General features: G+C 46.2%; 14 protein-coding genes, 1 other RNA gene and 2 pseudogenes. 7 read left to right on the top strand and 10 right to left on the bottom strand.

What is annotated here, in order from left to right; translation table 11 throughout:
* Window positions 1–104: 104 nt before the first annotated feature.
* On the bottom strand, window positions 105–491 hold the full coding sequence (locus PGQ95_RS20495) for a DUF7079 family protein (protein ID WP_430919176.1): 387 nt from the start codon (window positions 489–491) through the stop codon (window positions 105–107).
* Between the two features lie 196 nt (window positions 492–687).
* Window positions 688–819: a hypothetical protein gene (locus tag PGQ95_RS20490; protein WP_323128498.1), complete on the bottom strand. Its 132-nt coding sequence runs from the start codon at window positions 817–819 to the stop codon at window positions 688–690.
* Between the two features lie 115 nt (window positions 820–934).
* Here PGQ95_RS20490 and PGQ95_RS20485 point away from each other — a divergent pair, with 115 nt between their 5' ends.
* From PGQ95_RS20485 to PGQ95_RS20465, 5 genes and pseudogenes are all read left to right on the top strand, one after another.
* The gene (locus PGQ95_RS20485; protein ID WP_430919174.1) at window positions 935–1162 is read left to right on the top strand and encodes a DUF1272 domain-containing protein; all 228 of its coding nucleotides are present in this window, start codon (window positions 935–937) and stop codon (window positions 1160–1162) included.
* A gap of 309 nt (window positions 1163–1471) precedes the next feature.
* Window positions 1472–2308, top strand: coding sequence for an AraC family transcriptional regulator (locus PGQ95_RS20480; RefSeq protein ID WP_430919172.1), 837 nt, complete (start codon window positions 1472–1474; stop codon window positions 2306–2308).
* A 75-nt stretch (window positions 2309–2383) separates the two neighbouring features.
* A complete protein-coding gene (locus PGQ95_RS20475) occupies window positions 2384–2746 on the top strand; it encodes a cupin domain-containing protein (RefSeq protein WP_015370120.1) in 363 nt (120 codons plus the stop codon).
* Window positions 2747–2945: 199 nt separating this feature from the next.
* Window positions 2946–3482, top strand: a complete 537-nt coding sequence (locus tag PGQ95_RS20470) for a dihydrofolate reductase family protein (protein WP_020078145.1) — start codon at window positions 2946–2948, stop codon at window positions 3480–3482.
* Between the two features lie 150 nt (window positions 3483–3632).
* Window positions 3633–4126, top strand: a pseudogene (locus tag PGQ95_RS20465) (phage polarity suppression protein).
* 632 nt (window positions 4127–4758) lie between these two features.
* Here PGQ95_RS20465 and PGQ95_RS20460 read toward each other — a convergent pair.
* The 6 genes and pseudogenes from PGQ95_RS20460 to smpB form a co-directional block, all read right to left on the bottom strand.
* Complete coding sequence (locus PGQ95_RS20460; protein WP_430919169.1) at window positions 4759–5667, bottom strand: hypothetical protein; 909 nt, start codon at window positions 5665–5667, stop codon at window positions 4759–4761.
* A gap of 2 nt (window positions 5668–5669) precedes the next feature.
* Window positions 5670–6737 carry an AAA family ATPase gene (locus PGQ95_RS20455; protein ID WP_196338343.1) on the bottom strand — a complete coding sequence of 356 codons (1068 nt, stop codon included), beginning with the start codon at window positions 6735–6737 and terminating at the stop codon, window positions 5670–5672.
* Window positions 6730–7926, bottom strand: coding sequence for a DUF262 domain-containing protein (locus PGQ95_RS20450; RefSeq protein ID WP_196338344.1), 1197 nt, complete (start codon window positions 7924–7926; stop codon window positions 6730–6732). Before PGQ95_RS20450 ends, PGQ95_RS20455 begins: the two co-directional genes overlap by 8 nt.
* A gap of 8 nt (window positions 7927–7934) precedes the next feature.
* Window positions 7935–9148 (bottom strand): annotated as a pseudogene (locus tag PGQ95_RS20445) (integrase domain-containing protein).
* A gap of 166 nt (window positions 9149–9314) precedes the next feature.
* Window positions 9315–9677: a transfer-messenger RNA gene (gene ssrA, locus PGQ95_RS20440) on the bottom strand.
* A gap of 144 nt (window positions 9678–9821) precedes the next feature.
* The gene (gene smpB / locus PGQ95_RS20435; RefSeq protein ID WP_015370247.1) at window positions 9822–10304 is read right to left on the bottom strand and encodes an SsrA-binding protein SmpB; all 483 of its coding nucleotides are present in this window, start codon (window positions 10302–10304) and stop codon (window positions 9822–9824) included.
* A gap of 153 nt (window positions 10305–10457) precedes the next feature.
* Between smpB and PGQ95_RS20430 the strand changes: the two genes are divergently transcribed.
* Together PGQ95_RS20430 and PGQ95_RS20425 are read left to right on the top strand one after the other, a co-directional pair.
* Window positions 10458–10895: a type II toxin-antitoxin system RatA family toxin gene (locus tag PGQ95_RS20430; RefSeq protein ID WP_015370248.1), complete on the top strand. Its 438-nt coding sequence runs from the start codon at window positions 10458–10460 to the stop codon at window positions 10893–10895.
* Entirely contained in the window at window positions 10885–11175 is a 291-nt protein-coding gene (locus tag PGQ95_RS20425; RefSeq protein ID WP_015370249.1) for an RnfH family protein, read from the top strand. The genes PGQ95_RS20430 and PGQ95_RS20425 overlap by 11 nt, the downstream gene beginning before the upstream one ends.
* Window positions 11176–11238: 63 nt before the next feature.
* Here PGQ95_RS20425 and bamE read toward each other — a convergent pair whose 3' ends face one another.
* A complete protein-coding gene (gene bamE, locus PGQ95_RS20420; protein WP_047044418.1) occupies window positions 11239–11577 on the bottom strand; it encodes an outer membrane protein assembly factor BamE in 339 nt (112 codons plus the stop codon).
* Window positions 11578–11724: 147 nt separating this feature from the next.
* Window positions 11725–13386: a DNA repair protein RecN gene (recN, locus tag PGQ95_RS20415; RefSeq protein ID WP_045366812.1), complete on the bottom strand. Its 1662-nt coding sequence runs from the start codon at window positions 13384–13386 to the stop codon at window positions 11725–11727.
* Window positions 13387–13459 lie beyond the last annotated feature (73 nt).

Here is a 13459-nt window from a genome sequence, read left to right as displayed (position 1 = left end):
TTCGCGGCATCGCTAATTCCACAACGTTTTATTTCCAGTACTGCATGAGCTTGGTTTTTGGGTGTATACCTAAATGTATGCCAATCGCTTCGCTTAAAACCCTTTCAGAAGCATTTACCCAGCTCATCGAAAAGCTTGGTGAGTTCATCCTGAATATGTTTACGTCGCTGTTTCAGCAGTAAGTGGGTTGGAATAATGCGCTCGATAATTGTCGGCTTCTTATATACATACTCTGTAACGAGCTGTTTAATATCTTCCTCTGACCAACCGTCCATCACCGGCGTTGGGTTGTAGAGAAGATTTGACTGGAGGGCAGGGGCAACCTCCTCATACAGAATCACAAAGATCTCTTCCCGGCTTAAACCAGACTCCTTTAACTTCTGCGCCATCCATCGGTAGTCGTAGTCCTGGAGTTCGCGTCCGGTAAACAGCTCCGATAATGCGTGCCAGACAGGAACGCGGGTCATCAGTTGAGCTTCTGTTAGTTGCATATTAGTTTCTCCCCTGTGGCCGGCAACACCCAATGGCCGATGCTACAGTGTATGTCAGATATCGGAATAAACGGTAGTCAGAAATAGCACCGGACTTACAGGGAAAAAATATCTGGCCTGAATATAAATAACTCGATACTCTGAAATAATATTAACAGTAAGCGATCTTCTTAATGCAGATTAGAACTTACTGAATTCAAGTGGACGAGAACCTGCGCCTGAATTTGCCCTTGAGTTTATTGGCTTTTAATGCGCTACTGATAGCCTTTTCCGCATGTTGTACAGAATAAAATGATGATACAGACCTCATCTGAGGGCTTCGCGCCAGACGTTCCAGTAACTATATGTAAAAAAAAACAATAACATCATATATCGCAGAAGGAGATACGGATAGTTGGCTTTTGGTATATCTAATGATGCCCCTTTAACAATAAGAGAGAACCATGCTTGAACTCCGTCCTAATTGTGAATGCTGTGATAAAGATCTGCCTCCTGAATCGAAAGAGGCATACATCTGTTCATTCGAATGCACATTTTGCATCGATTGTGTGACCCAACGGCTTAATGGTCAGTGCCCGAACTGCGGAGGGGAACTGGTGCGACGTCCAATACGCCCTGAAGCAGCTCTCCGGCGACATCCTGCATCCAGTCAGCGTCACTATAAACAGTAGAGATGAAAACTATGTTCGCTCTTTGCTTATAACGTCCTAAGTGATCCTGCTAGCCGTCCGCTGAGTACCAGAAACGGATCTTATGTATTGGGGCTCCATCATTGTATTGCTTTATGCAACTGCTGATTATGGTTGCTATGGCAGGCATTTTTCCACCGGAAAAAAAGCCGCAACCCAAGATTACAAGGATTTCCCTAAGTTTGAGATGCCCCTTCCTGAAAGATTTCGAAGAAAAACCTTTACGCACTTTCATCATACTTCTTTCAAAACTGCACCCTAAACGTTTATGGTGTGGATTCTCCTACAATTATGAAACAGATGTTATTCATGCCGAATGCGCAAAAGAATAAAGACTGGGTTAAACTTGCACACACGCCAGGGAAAATAGAGCGCCTGGAGGCGTATTTCAGCGGGCATGGTTATGAACCTCATCGTCACGATACATATGCGATCGGCAGGACATTGTCTGGTGTGCAACGTTTCCGTTATCGTGGCAGTAAACAACATAGTTTACCTGGTGGGACGATGGTCTTACACCCGGATGAAATTCATGATGGAGAGGCAGGAACGCTCGAGGGATTTCAGTATCGGATGTTTTATATCGAGCCCGCTTTAATTCAGAAAATTTTAGGCGGCAAACCGTTACCATTTATTCACAGCGGGATCTCATCTGATCCCCTGTTGTTTGCCGCTACCGGGCCGCTTTTAAAAGCGCCAGAAGATTCTATTGATACTCTTGAAGAGGAGGATGCCCTTTACGATCTTGCCCAGACTTTGGCAGTCGTGTCAGGGCAGCGATTTCGTCGATGCCTTGTAGACTATCAGTCGGTCGAGCGCGCTCGCGAATATATACAATCTGAATTCAGCCAGAACATCACGCTGGATACGTTGTCCTCCGTCTGTGGTAAAGATCGCTGGAGCCTGAGCCGGGATTTTCGAACTCTTTTCGGAACGAGTCCTTATCGCTACGTAACAATGCGCCGTCTCGCATACTGTCGACATCTGATTCAGTTAGGCCTGTCACTTACGGAGTCTGCGTTGGAGGCGGGGTTTTCAGATCAAAGTCATATGACACGCCAGTTTATAAAAGCATATGGCATTTCACCGGGTCGTTGGCAAACATTTATTCAAAAACGCCGTCCCTGAGTTGCACGATCGTTCAATACCGGTACCGCAATATTATTTATCCTCGGCGTTTCTTAGCCATTAAGGAATGTCATCATGTACTCACCTGTAAACTTGGAACAGAAGTTCTCTCTCTTCGATACTCACTGGCAACCAAAAGTCATCGCGCAGATGAACGACTACCAATTCAAAATCGTGAAAATAGCGGGCGACTTTATCTGGCACTCACATCCGGAAACCGACGAATCCTTTATCGTAGTTGAGGGGGTTTTGCGTATTGATTTTCGTGACGGGTATGTTCTTGTCAAGCCAGGAGAAATGTTTGTTGTACCTAAAGGTGTTGAGCATAAAACGTCAGCTGAGACGACGGTAAAAATGATGATGATAGAACCCTGTGGTGTCAGGAATACCGGGCATGAAGGTGGGGAACGCACCGCAGAAAACGATATTTGGATTTAATTTGGGGAGATTTTAAGCCAGCCGATCGGCTGGCTTAAATAGTAGAACACAGGTACATCGGCTTTTCTCTTCACTCAGCTTTGCCTCATGCCTGGAGCGGACGTTGCTAACCTGGTGATGTGGCTTTATCGGTGCATATCAATATCGCTAATATTGCTAAACTCAACAAGATATATGCAACCTGAATACGGAGCTCTTGATGGTCACCACACATGTTTTCATTGCGGTCAGTCTTGATGGTTATATCGCCCGACAGGATGGCAATATCGACTGGCTGTTGAAGCGCGATGATCCGACAGAAGATCATGGCTATGCCGCGTTCATCGCGGACAAAGATTGGATCATTATGGGGCGAGGTAGCTATGAGAAGGTGCTGACCTTTGACGAATGGCCTTATGACCGACCCGTGCTGGTGCTTTCCCGGCAGCTAACTGATACTCCCGTGCCCGAAGCGCTGAAGGGTAAGGTGCAGTTTTCATGTTTCACGCCAGGGGAGGCTCTTGCTCACCTGAAGGAGAAAAATGTGCACAGGGTATATATCGACGGCGGGCAGTTAATACAGTCATTCCTGCGCGAAGGCCTGGTTGCCGATATCGTTATCACTACCGTTCCTGTCCTGCTCGGTTCGGGAAAACCGCTGTTCGGAGTCCTGCCCCATGATATCGATTTGACGCTATTATCCAGCCGCAGCTTCCCTTCGGGTCTGGTGCAGTCGCACTATCGGCTGATGTCATAAGCTGAATCTGAGCATAGTGGCGACCTCCGCCGATAACCGCTGTGGTGATTGTGAGATCAGCCGAAAAGGATGCCATCTCTACAGAGACACGTGACCACTGTGACATTGCAGCAGGTCTTTGAGGCCTGTCAGACAAACAAAAACACCTAGCTGAAACGTAAAGCCGAACTGGCAGACCTTGAACGGGAATACCGTGAACAGCTCCTTGCCGGTGACGAACAAATCCCGTGTATAATGCAGGATTTACGCGACAATATTGACGTGAAAAAAAGGGAGATTAATCAGGCCGCCGATCGCTATATCCGCTCACATGAGGAGGTGCAGCTGTAAGCATCCGCAATCGGCTCCATGACTTTATGCATCAGCACGGCGCGGAGCTGGTCCCTGAGCTGATGGGATATAACGAACATCTCCCCGCAGTAAAACAGAGCGCCATGCAGCACTCGGTTGATTATCTGCGTGAAGCCCTGTCGGTGTGGCTGGCCGCAGGTGAAAAAATTAATTATTCCGCGCAGGACAGCGATATTTTAACGGCCATCGGGTTCAGGCCTGATGCAGCCTCGCGGGATGATAATCGCCAGATATTCACCCCGGCACAGAACCTGATTTATACCCGCCTACGTGCAGAACTGGCCGCATGGTAGCACGCAAACAAATCCGCGAAAATTCCGCTATTTTTCCCGAAAAAAGCCATGCATACTTAAGGTGCATGGTTTTGCATGCAAATCCCCATATTTTATTTCCCCCACCACGCCAGTACCGATGCGGCTTGAGCCGGTTCGTGCATCTGCATTAAAAGCGACTTCTTAAGCGGGCGGGCGTGGCGGGGAGAGCATTGCGCGCCAGCAGTAATGTGCATATTTTTACTGTTGTTGTTGAGATTCAAACAAGAGAGCTATAAGTAGTGACAACAAGTTATTGGTAGGTAGGGGGATGTGGGATACTTACAGGACGAGGGGGGCTCGCATCGTGAAGGCATACTTATTGGCGTCATGATCGCAACTCATAGATTTTAGAACGAATTATATGTGTACGTGCAATAATCTATCTTTGCAAATTAGATCCTGACACGTACTCTTACATTAAAATCGGCCCACGATGTAGATTGTGTGATATTTAAGAAGAAATTATTCTGCCGCTATACATGTGAATATTGTTACTGATTTATTTATTTGAAAAAAAAAGTGCTGATTTTTATTAGGGGGGATTCTATTAAAATGAATAGGTGCCACTTATCATGAGTGATTAAAGTGGCAGCTTAATATTGAGGTGCTAATTAAGTTGATAAGTGTTTGCACACAATGCCAACTATTAGATGACCTTCACTTAATTTATTTATTTTTTCGCTCAGGCTTGAGCCTATATGAAAATGGATTCTACCTTTTTCTCTACTGAGTTTGGTGTGTAATTCAAAGAAAAGAGCCTCCTCATTTATTTTTTTTGTTCTTTCTTTAACTGCATCTTGGTTTCGTTTTGTACTACTGCTTTCTCTAGATAGTTCTACACCATGAGAAAGTGCTTTTTGCTCAAACTGTTCTGGATCTATAAGGTAGTCATATTGTGCATGATCATTAAGATATGATAAATGCTTTATAATAACCGAAAGTTTTGTGTCGTTTTTTTCGCTAATATCTGTTTTAGAAAAATCTCTCGCATCATCGAGAAAATATATATTAGGAAAGCATTTCTCTAGATAACTATCAAATTCGTCTAGACCCATATTGTGGTAAATAGGAAGTTTTCGGAATAAAGAAAGTATTTTATCTTGGCAGTCAATTAATATCATAGAACTATCATCCCACCAAGGTAATTCTTCATTTTCTTTATATAAAAGGCCGCCTGTCTTATTATAGTGTAAAGCCGCGTGAGCTTCTGAATTATATGCGTGATTTTCAGGTTTGTCTATTTCATAACTATCAGTTTCATCAATGATTCTTGCCAGTCTTAAAAGGTAATCCCTTAAATCAGGATCTTGAGTTAAAGGGCCATATAAGATGTCACATAAATTATCGTGACCGCATTTAATTATCCATATATTTGAGGTGAGAGAGAGGCTTGAACGTCCGCAGCTTTTCTTAACAGCTTCGGCCAATTCTAAGAAACACTTAAGTTCTTTGGAGTTATCTTGAATATTAGCACATAACTCCACCACCCACCTCTCATCTAAGTAGTTGATTATATTCATTTTTATTTTTTTGCTAATTTAGATAAATTAATTGTGCTTTGGTCAAAGAAACCTTCTGGCCAGCTTGTGAGCTTCCCATCTTCTTTTATTCTGATTTTCTCTATTTTTGTATCCTTATCTTTCTCACGCGTAAAATAATAAATGATACTTTTTTGAGCCAGTGTAGCACCTACGTTTTTGACTGCTAATCGAACGCCATCAATAAAATGGTCACTATGTGTTTCAACAATTATCTGGACACCACAAGAAGATGCTATAGCTAACAATAATCCGAGAGCTGTTTGGCCTTTTGGGTGCAAATGCGCCTCAGGATTTTCTATTATTAAAATTTTATTTTTATTAGAATGCCATGCTTTCATTTTTGACTGCTTGAAGCTATCTAGGGGAGCCTCTGAAGACATTACTAATGCACTTAACACGATCGGGAGTGAATAACTTATTCCAAACCCTGTATTAGTTGCTCTGAAACCATTAACCCCTAGATGGGAAATATCTTGCTCTTTCGTAACGGAGAAATTCAAATCAACACCAGGTGATATTTCTCCCATCCAGTGATTAATTTGATGCTTTAACGTATTTCCTGTTGAATTAGCATGGCGAAGTTTTTCAGGTATTATAACACTTTCAAATTTTGAGTAATAATCTGCAAAGTACTCACCTTTTTCACCAACAGTAATATCATCAATATCCTGAGGCATAATAGGTAATGTTACGCATGGACCATGTCTATCAGCTGAGATATATTCTACCGAAAACCTATCTATTCTTGTTCTGTGTTTGTTTATATTTTCTCTTAGTGATAGATATAGATAGTTTTTCATTTCTTTACTAGAAAGAAGAATCTGCACAGGCTTTTGTTGAGAGGTCAATTTTGATTTGAGATCGGTAAACCCACCAAATCCTTGAATATAAGGTGAGTGGTCTTTATCTACTAATTTGCACATTCTTATTGCTTGTAGAACTGAACTTTTACCACTGCTATTTAGCCCAGTGAGTACAGTTATGTTAGAAAGTTCTAACTTTGAATAGATAAAGGATTTAAATGATTTTAAAACAAGTTTATCAAGCATTGATTACTCTCTTTAGTAAGTCCAAAAGACAATCTTTACGAAATTTAGCGCCTTGTACTCCAGCACCATGTCGGCTTATTGAATTCATAAACTCATAATTTTTAAGAAGGTCTTTATATTCATTCAGTAAAATATCTTTTTTCAAGATGATTTCGTCATATGAGTCTTTTTTAGCTCTTGTTAATAAGTACAACCATAGTTCGAAAAGAGATTTGTTAACGGGTGTTTTTCTGGTATCTCCAGGTAACGATTTTCGAAAAGAATGTTCTCCAAAAATCTCATATGTTCGGTGCAAACCTAATTCGAACGTGTTAATGATAACGTCATCCTCAGGTATATCAATTAAAGGGAGTTCTTTAATTTTCTCATTATTTAAAGCTTTCATTGTGTTTGATAAAAAATCATCCATATCTCCATAATAATTATGGTAGCCGAATAATGTAAAAGCTAAATACCTTAGTATAAGCTCTCTACCAGCCATTCTGTCATCTTTGACTGTTCTACCTACAACATCATTATAAACATCATTTTCAACCATGGATTTCAATAGTATGCTGGCGCGCCCTTGATATAACGCATGTCTAATCTCTTGATTTGATAGCCGCATTCCACCTGTGTTGATTCTCTTGAAAATATTTCTCTTAACTTTTTCTGGTGTTTCAGGGTTTATAATGATGAATGATAGTTCAGTCTCCATAATATTATTGATTATTTTTATATTTTCATCATTCTTCTCTAAATTAAAATAATCATAGCCATCATATGGAGTGCTCCAGAACTCTAATCCAGATAATTTAAATCCTTTACCATCATAGTCTGGTCCTAAAATAAAATCTTTAATAGTAGTAAGGCGCTGCAATCCATCAACAACTTCCCATACACCATTTTTATCTTCAGAAACATAAAACATCGGTAATGGAATCTTCAGCATCATTGATTCAATTAACTGACTTTTCCTTTTTTTATCCCAAACATAACTACGCTGAAAATCTGGAGCTAGTTTTATTGTATTATTTTTTATACGGCGTAAGACAGTATCCAATGCTACTGTCTTAGGAGTAATTGAGATTGAATCTGTATCGAATGGCTCCTTGTCGGAGTTGTCATCCTGAGACATCTCGTCTTCGAGTTCTACGCCTGAGTAGACCCCTTCTCCTGCTAATTCCTCAATTCTATCGAAGTCGCTCATAATTTTATCTACTTACTTGGTTTAACTATTTCCGCCCACCAACTCATCAACTTTCTCCGTTGACTCAAGTAGGTTGACCTGTTGTATGCTCTACGAACTTCATTTTTATCAATATGCGCAAGAGCTGATTCAATGATATCAGCATTCCAACCATGTTCGTTCATGGCCGTACTTGCTATAGAACGTAATCCGTGAGCGACCAGTTTCCCACCATAGCCTATGCGTTTAAGTGCCGCATTAGCCGTCTGACTATTCATATTTTTTAGGATCATTTCTGCTTGGGAAAACATACTCCCTATGTTTACTGATAGGTTCCATTGTATCAAGTAATTCTAATGCTTGTGCTGATAATGGGACAATATGTTCTCGCTTAACCTTCATTCGTTCGGCGGGAATCATCCAGAGTTTGGCATCGAGATCGATCTCTTCCCATCGAGTACCGGAAGCCTCAGAAGGGCGCACAACTGTCAGGAGCTGCCATTCAATAAGGCAACGAGTCGGAACGGATAGGTTTGACATGACCAAAGAACGCATCAGCGTAGGTAATTCTTCTGGTCGTAGCGTGGGCATGTTCTGCTTTTTGGGTTTCTCAAATGCCATTCCAACACCTGATGCAGGGTTAGCATCAATCAGGCCGGTGTTGACTGCGTAAAACATTATTTCGTTAATGCGCTGGACCAAGCGACGAACAGTCTCTAATGCGCCGCGCGCTTTTATTGGCTCCAGTGCTTCGACAATCGTTCTGGCTTTAAGATCCTGCACTGGTATTGCTCCGATCGCAGGGAACACGTCTTTATCTAGTGAGCGCCAAGTCTCTTTCGCATAATCCTCTGTGACGCTTCTGCTTTTTAACTGGAACCAGTTAGCGGCCACAGTTGAGAAAATGCTATCAAGCTCAATCTGACGCTGTTCTGATGCCTGCTCTTGTTGCTGCTGCGGATCTATCTCTTGTGCGAGCGCGGTTAAGTGCTGGCGCGTAACTGACGAGCGGCTGCGACAGTAAGAGCAGGGTATGAGCCGAGACTCAAATTGGTTCGGCTGCCATTGACCGGACGTTGATAGAGGAAGCTCCAGAGTATTTTACCGGTGGTTTTGACGAGCAAGAACAGGCCATCACCATCATTAAGGGTGAAGTCTTTTCCCGAGATTTGGCTTTAAGGATTTCGTTGTTAGTGAGGGGGGGATAAGCGCCATGTCTGGATCCCTTCCATAATTGATACACGTTTAATGGACCACAGTATAGTGTGTACCTAAACGTGGACCGATTTTCTCTGGGTTTAGCCGAATATCCTCGGACAACGATAGGCACAAAAAAACCCGCAGGGCTTGCGCCGTGCGGGCTCTTAGGACTTCATCGGATGACTCTGGTAATCACCGATGGAGAATTTTGGTGGAGCTGGCGGGAGTTGAACCCGCGTCCGAAATTCCTACATCCTCGGTACTACATGCTTAGTTTGTCTTTACATTCGCACGCCAGCTGCGGACAGACACGCCACTAACGAACTAGCCTGATTAGTTTTAGCACTTCAACCCCAGGCAGGGCATCCGCGCGATCTCTTTTGGGTTTGACCTCTCTTGATCCCCGTCCTAAGAGCGGAGGCTAGGGAGAGAGGGCTCTAAGCAGGTTATTAAGCTGCTAAAGCGTAGTTTTCGTCGTTTGCGACTATTTTTTTGCGGCTTTTTACGAGGCCAACCGCCCCTCGGCATGCACCTTGGGTTTCGCGAATCCCGTCGAATCCAGAATCAGCCCCAATGTGTACTTGAAGTATAACAGATTTGTGAAGGTGGTTTCCAGCCCCCGAAGCGAGGATTCTGGTGGCATATCGAATGAAAAAGCAGCGACAACAGCAATATAGCGTGGGGCCAGGGGTAGCTGGCCCGCAGAGAGGGGGAGATTACCGGCCGGCGTTCTTCATGATGCGCGCCTTATCGACCGCCCATTCACGATCTTTCACGTCGGTGCGCTTATCGTGTTGTTTCTTACCTTTCGCCACGCCGATTTTCACTTTGCACCAGGCGTTCTTCCAGTACAACGACAGGGCGACGACGGTATAACCTTCGCGGTTGATGCGGCCGTATAGCGCATCGAGCTCGCGCTGATTGAGCAGCAGCTTGCGGGTACGGGTCGGATCGCAAACGTAATGCGTGGAGGCGACCGCCATTGGCGTAAAGTTGGCGCCGAAAAGATAGGCTTCGCCATCTCTCAGAATGACATAGCTATCGCCGATGTTGGCTTTGCCGGCACGCAGAGATTTCACTTCCCAACCCTGCAGCGCGAGGCCTGCCTCGTATTCATCTTCGATAAAGTATTCGTGACGGGCGCGTTTATTCAGCGCAATGGTGGCTGATCCAGGTTTGTGGGCTTTTTTCTTAGTCATAATGTCCTGAAGTCATCGCTAGTTCTAAACATTGTTACCTCAATCCTTCCTGCGAGGCGTAATGGGCTATCTTAGCACGAGTTATGGTACAGCGTTTTTTTTAGCAGCAGATAAATGATATTATTTGTCCCGTGTTTAAATGTGGAACCTGCTATGCCTCAGATTAGCCGTACTGCGCTGGTGCCTTTCAGCGTGGAACAGATGTATCAACTCGTAAATGATGTGAAGTCCTATCCCGATTTCCTGCCTGGCTGCACCGGTAGCCGAGTGCTGGAGGCCGGGCCGACGCAAATGACGGCGGCGGTTGATGTGTCCAAGGCCGGCATCAGCAAGACTTTCACGACGCGTAATACGCTGACCGATAACCAGAGTATCCTGATGAGCCTGGTCGATGGGCCGTTCAAAAAGCTGATTGGCGGCTGGAAGTTTATTCCGCTCAGCCCGGATGCGTGCAAAATTGAGTTTCATCTCGATTTTGAGTTCACCAACAAGCTGATTGAAATGGCTTTTGGTCGCATCTTTAAAGAGCTGGCCGCCAATATGGTGCAGGCGTTCACCACGCGCGCCAAAGAGGTGTATCGTGTCGGCTAATATTGTGGTTGAAGTCGCCTATGCGCTGCCGGAAAAACAGTACCTGCAACGCGTGAAGCTGCAGGCTGGGGCGACGGTCGAGCAGGCGATTATCTCAAGCGGCATTCTGGCGCTGCGCGAAGATATCGATCTGGCGAAGAATAAAGTCGGCATCTACAGCCGTCCGGTCAAGCTGCACGACGAAGTCCATGATGGCGACCGCGTAGAGATTTATCGCCCGCTGATTGCTGACCCGAAAGAGCTGCGTCGGCAGCGGGCTGAAAAGCACGCTGAGAAATAAGCGGGAATGCACAATTAAAAAAAGCGCTCATTGAGCGCTTTTTGCATTTCTACTGGCCTGAGATTACTTGGTCAGCGCCGGTTTGTTATCAATGTTGGTTAACACACCGCTGCTGTCGAAGGTCAAGGTCAGGGTCTGCTGGGTCACTTTCTCATGGCCCGGCTGCTGGCGGAAAACGTAGAACCAGGTGTTGCTACCAAATGGATCTGACATCATCGGCGTACCCAGCGCATAAGCAACCTGCTGTTGTGTCATGCCGACACGAATTTTTGCGACATCGGTTGGTGCCAGATAGTTACCCTGGTTGATATCAGGACGGTAAACCACTCGTTCCAGAGTGGAACAGCCTGCGGTCAACATAAGGAGAACCGCTGCGGCAGCAGTCAGCGTTTTACAGCGCATAGTGATTTGATTCCTTTTTGGGCCCGAGCAATACGTGGCTCATCTGTAATATGCCGATAATAATAGACCTTTGCCCGGTTGGGAACCTTCGACTGCAGGTCTATTGGCAATTTGCTGTTCACTATGACTCTGTGAAAATCAAAAAGTTTACGCCGCAAGCAACTCTTTCGCGTTCGCCAGGGTGTTGCGGGTCACCTCGCTACCACCCAGTAGACGGGCCAGTTCCTGCAGTCTGGCGCGTTTATCCAGCGCATGCATGTGCGTCTCGGTCATCTCGCCATCGGTCTCTTTGCAGACAAAGAAATGATGGTGACCACAGCCAGCAACCTGCGGCAGGTGAGTCACGCACATGACCTGCGTGGACTCTCCCAACTGGCGGAGCAGTTTGCCGACAACCGCCGCCGTCGGGCCGCTGATGCCGACATCGACCTCATCGAAAATCAGCGCCGGGGTTTCCATTTTACGGGCGGTAATAACCTGAATAGCCAGTGCGATACGCGACAGCTCGCCGCCGGAGGCCACTTTAGCGATCGGCTGCAGAGGTTGCCCCGGGTTGGTGGTGACGCGGAACTCAATATGGTCGGCGCCTTCGGCGGTCAGATGGCGTTCATCAAAGGCGACATCAATGGCAAACACGCCGTGCGGCATAGAAAGTGAGTGCATACTTTCAGTAATCAACTGGGTGAGTTCATCGGCGCTGCGCTGACGCAGGGCGTGCAGTTCTTGCGCCGTTTCCAGCGCCAGGCGGTGATGCTCAACGACCAACTGGCTCAGCGACTCCAGCGAGCCGGCGCTGTCGTCCAGCAGACGCTGCTCATCCAGCATGGCCTGATAGAACGCCGGCAGCTCTTCCGGCGCAATCTGATGCTTACGCGCCAGCGCGATCTGCCGCGAAATGCGTTGCTCCAGTTCGAACAGGCGGTTAGGGTCGAGATCGAGACGGTCATTGTAGTGGCGCAGCTCATCAGTCGCCTCGCTGAGTTGAATAGAGGCTTCTTCCAGCATATCGAGCACGCTGGAGAGTTTGCTATCCATGCCGACCAGCTCGCTAACCAGCTGTTTAGCGGTATAAAGCTGGCTTTGCAAATTGGCCTCTTCGCCGTCGGCCAGTACCGTTAACGCATGCTGACAGGTACTGAGCAACTGGCCGCTGTTGGCCAGACGTTTGTACTCTTCGTCAATCTGTTCGAACTCGCCCGGCAGAGGATTAAATTCGTTCAGCTCTTTGAGCTGGTATTGCAGCAGGTCTGCGCGGGCGGCGCGCTCCTGGCTCTGCTGCTGATGCTGCGCCAGCTCCCGGCAGCTCTGGTGCCACTGGCGGTAGCGTTCCGCCATGCGCTGAGTAAGCGCATACTCACCGGTATAACCATCGAGCAGGGTTTTCTGATGTTCGGCTTTGGTGAGTAACTGATGGGCATGCTGGCCATGGATCTGGATAAGCAACTGGCCCAGCTCGCGAAGCTGAGAAAGAGGCACGGCGGTGCCGTTGATAAAACCGCGGGAGCGACCGTCAGCGCTGATCACGCGGCGAAGTAAACACTCACGCCCGCTCTCCAGTTGGTTCTCTTCCAGCCAGCGCTGGGCAGCAGGGGTATCTTTCAGCGCGAAGCGCGCGCACAGGTCGGCACGGCTGGCGCCGCGGCGCACCATGTCAGCTTCGGCTCGGCCGCCGAGGCACAGCCCCAGCGCGTCGATGGCAATGGATTTCCCGGCGCCGGTTTCCCCGGTGATGGCGGTCATGCCGCTGTGAAAATCAATTTCCAGTTCACGAACGATAGCGAAATTGCTGATGGTGAGTTGCGCCAACATAGCTGCCTTCCTGTATGAAAAACCATTACTGTGTTTTCGTACAGTATAGACTGGTTTTTTATCCAGTAAAGAG

Origin of the sequence: Klebsiella sp. 141240 (assembly GCF_050600805.1) — a bacterium.
In the GTDB taxonomy this organism is placed as follows: domain Bacteria; phylum Pseudomonadota; class Gammaproteobacteria; order Enterobacterales; family Enterobacteriaceae; genus Klebsiella; species Klebsiella aerogenes.
Note: the sequence above shows the minus strand (reverse complement) of the source record. Positions and strands in the feature narration are given on the sequence as shown.

What these genes read in the sequence shown, in the direction of transcription:
- PGQ95_RS20480 (WP_430919172.1), top strand. Translation starts at nt 1,472, where the DNA reads ATGAAACAGATGTTATTCATGCCGAATGCGCAAAAGAATAAAGACTGG.
- PGQ95_RS20485 (WP_430919174.1), top strand. Translation starts at nt 935, where the DNA reads ATGCTTGAACTCCGTCCTAATTGTGAATGCTGTGATAAAGATCTGCCT.
- bamE (WP_047044418.1), bottom strand. Translation starts at nt 11,577, where the DNA reads ATGCGCTGTAAAACGCTGACTGCTGCCGCAGCGGTTCTCCTTATGTTG.
- PGQ95_RS20455 (WP_196338343.1), bottom strand. Translation starts at nt 6,737, where the DNA reads ATGCTTGATAAACTTGTTTTAAAATCATTTAAATCCTTTATCTATTCA.
- PGQ95_RS20475 (WP_015370120.1), top strand. Translation starts at nt 2,384, where the DNA reads ATGTACTCACCTGTAAACTTGGAACAGAAGTTCTCTCTCTTCGATACT.
- PGQ95_RS20495 (WP_430919176.1), bottom strand. Translation starts at nt 491, where the DNA reads ATGCAACTAACAGAAGCTCAACTGATGACCCGCGTTCCTGTCTGGCAC.
- smpB (WP_015370247.1), bottom strand. Translation starts at nt 10,304, where the DNA reads ATGACTAAGAAAAAAGCCCACAAACCTGGATCAGCCACCATTGCGCTG.
- PGQ95_RS20430 (WP_015370248.1), top strand. Translation starts at nt 10,458, where the DNA reads ATGCCTCAGATTAGCCGTACTGCGCTGGTGCCTTTCAGCGTGGAACAG.
- PGQ95_RS20460 (WP_430919169.1), bottom strand. Translation starts at nt 5,667, where the DNA reads ATGAATATAATCAACTACTTAGATGAGAGGTGGGTGGTGGAGTTATGT.
- PGQ95_RS20450 (WP_196338344.1), bottom strand. Translation starts at nt 7,926, where the DNA reads ATGAGCGACTTCGATAGAATTGAGGAATTAGCAGGAGAAGGGGTCTAC.
- PGQ95_RS20470 (WP_020078145.1), top strand. Translation starts at nt 2,946, where the DNA reads ATGGTCACCACACATGTTTTCATTGCGGTCAGTCTTGATGGTTATATC.
- recN (WP_045366812.1), bottom strand. Translation starts at nt 13,386, where the DNA reads ATGTTGGCGCAACTCACCATCAGCAATTTCGCTATCGTTCGTGAACTG.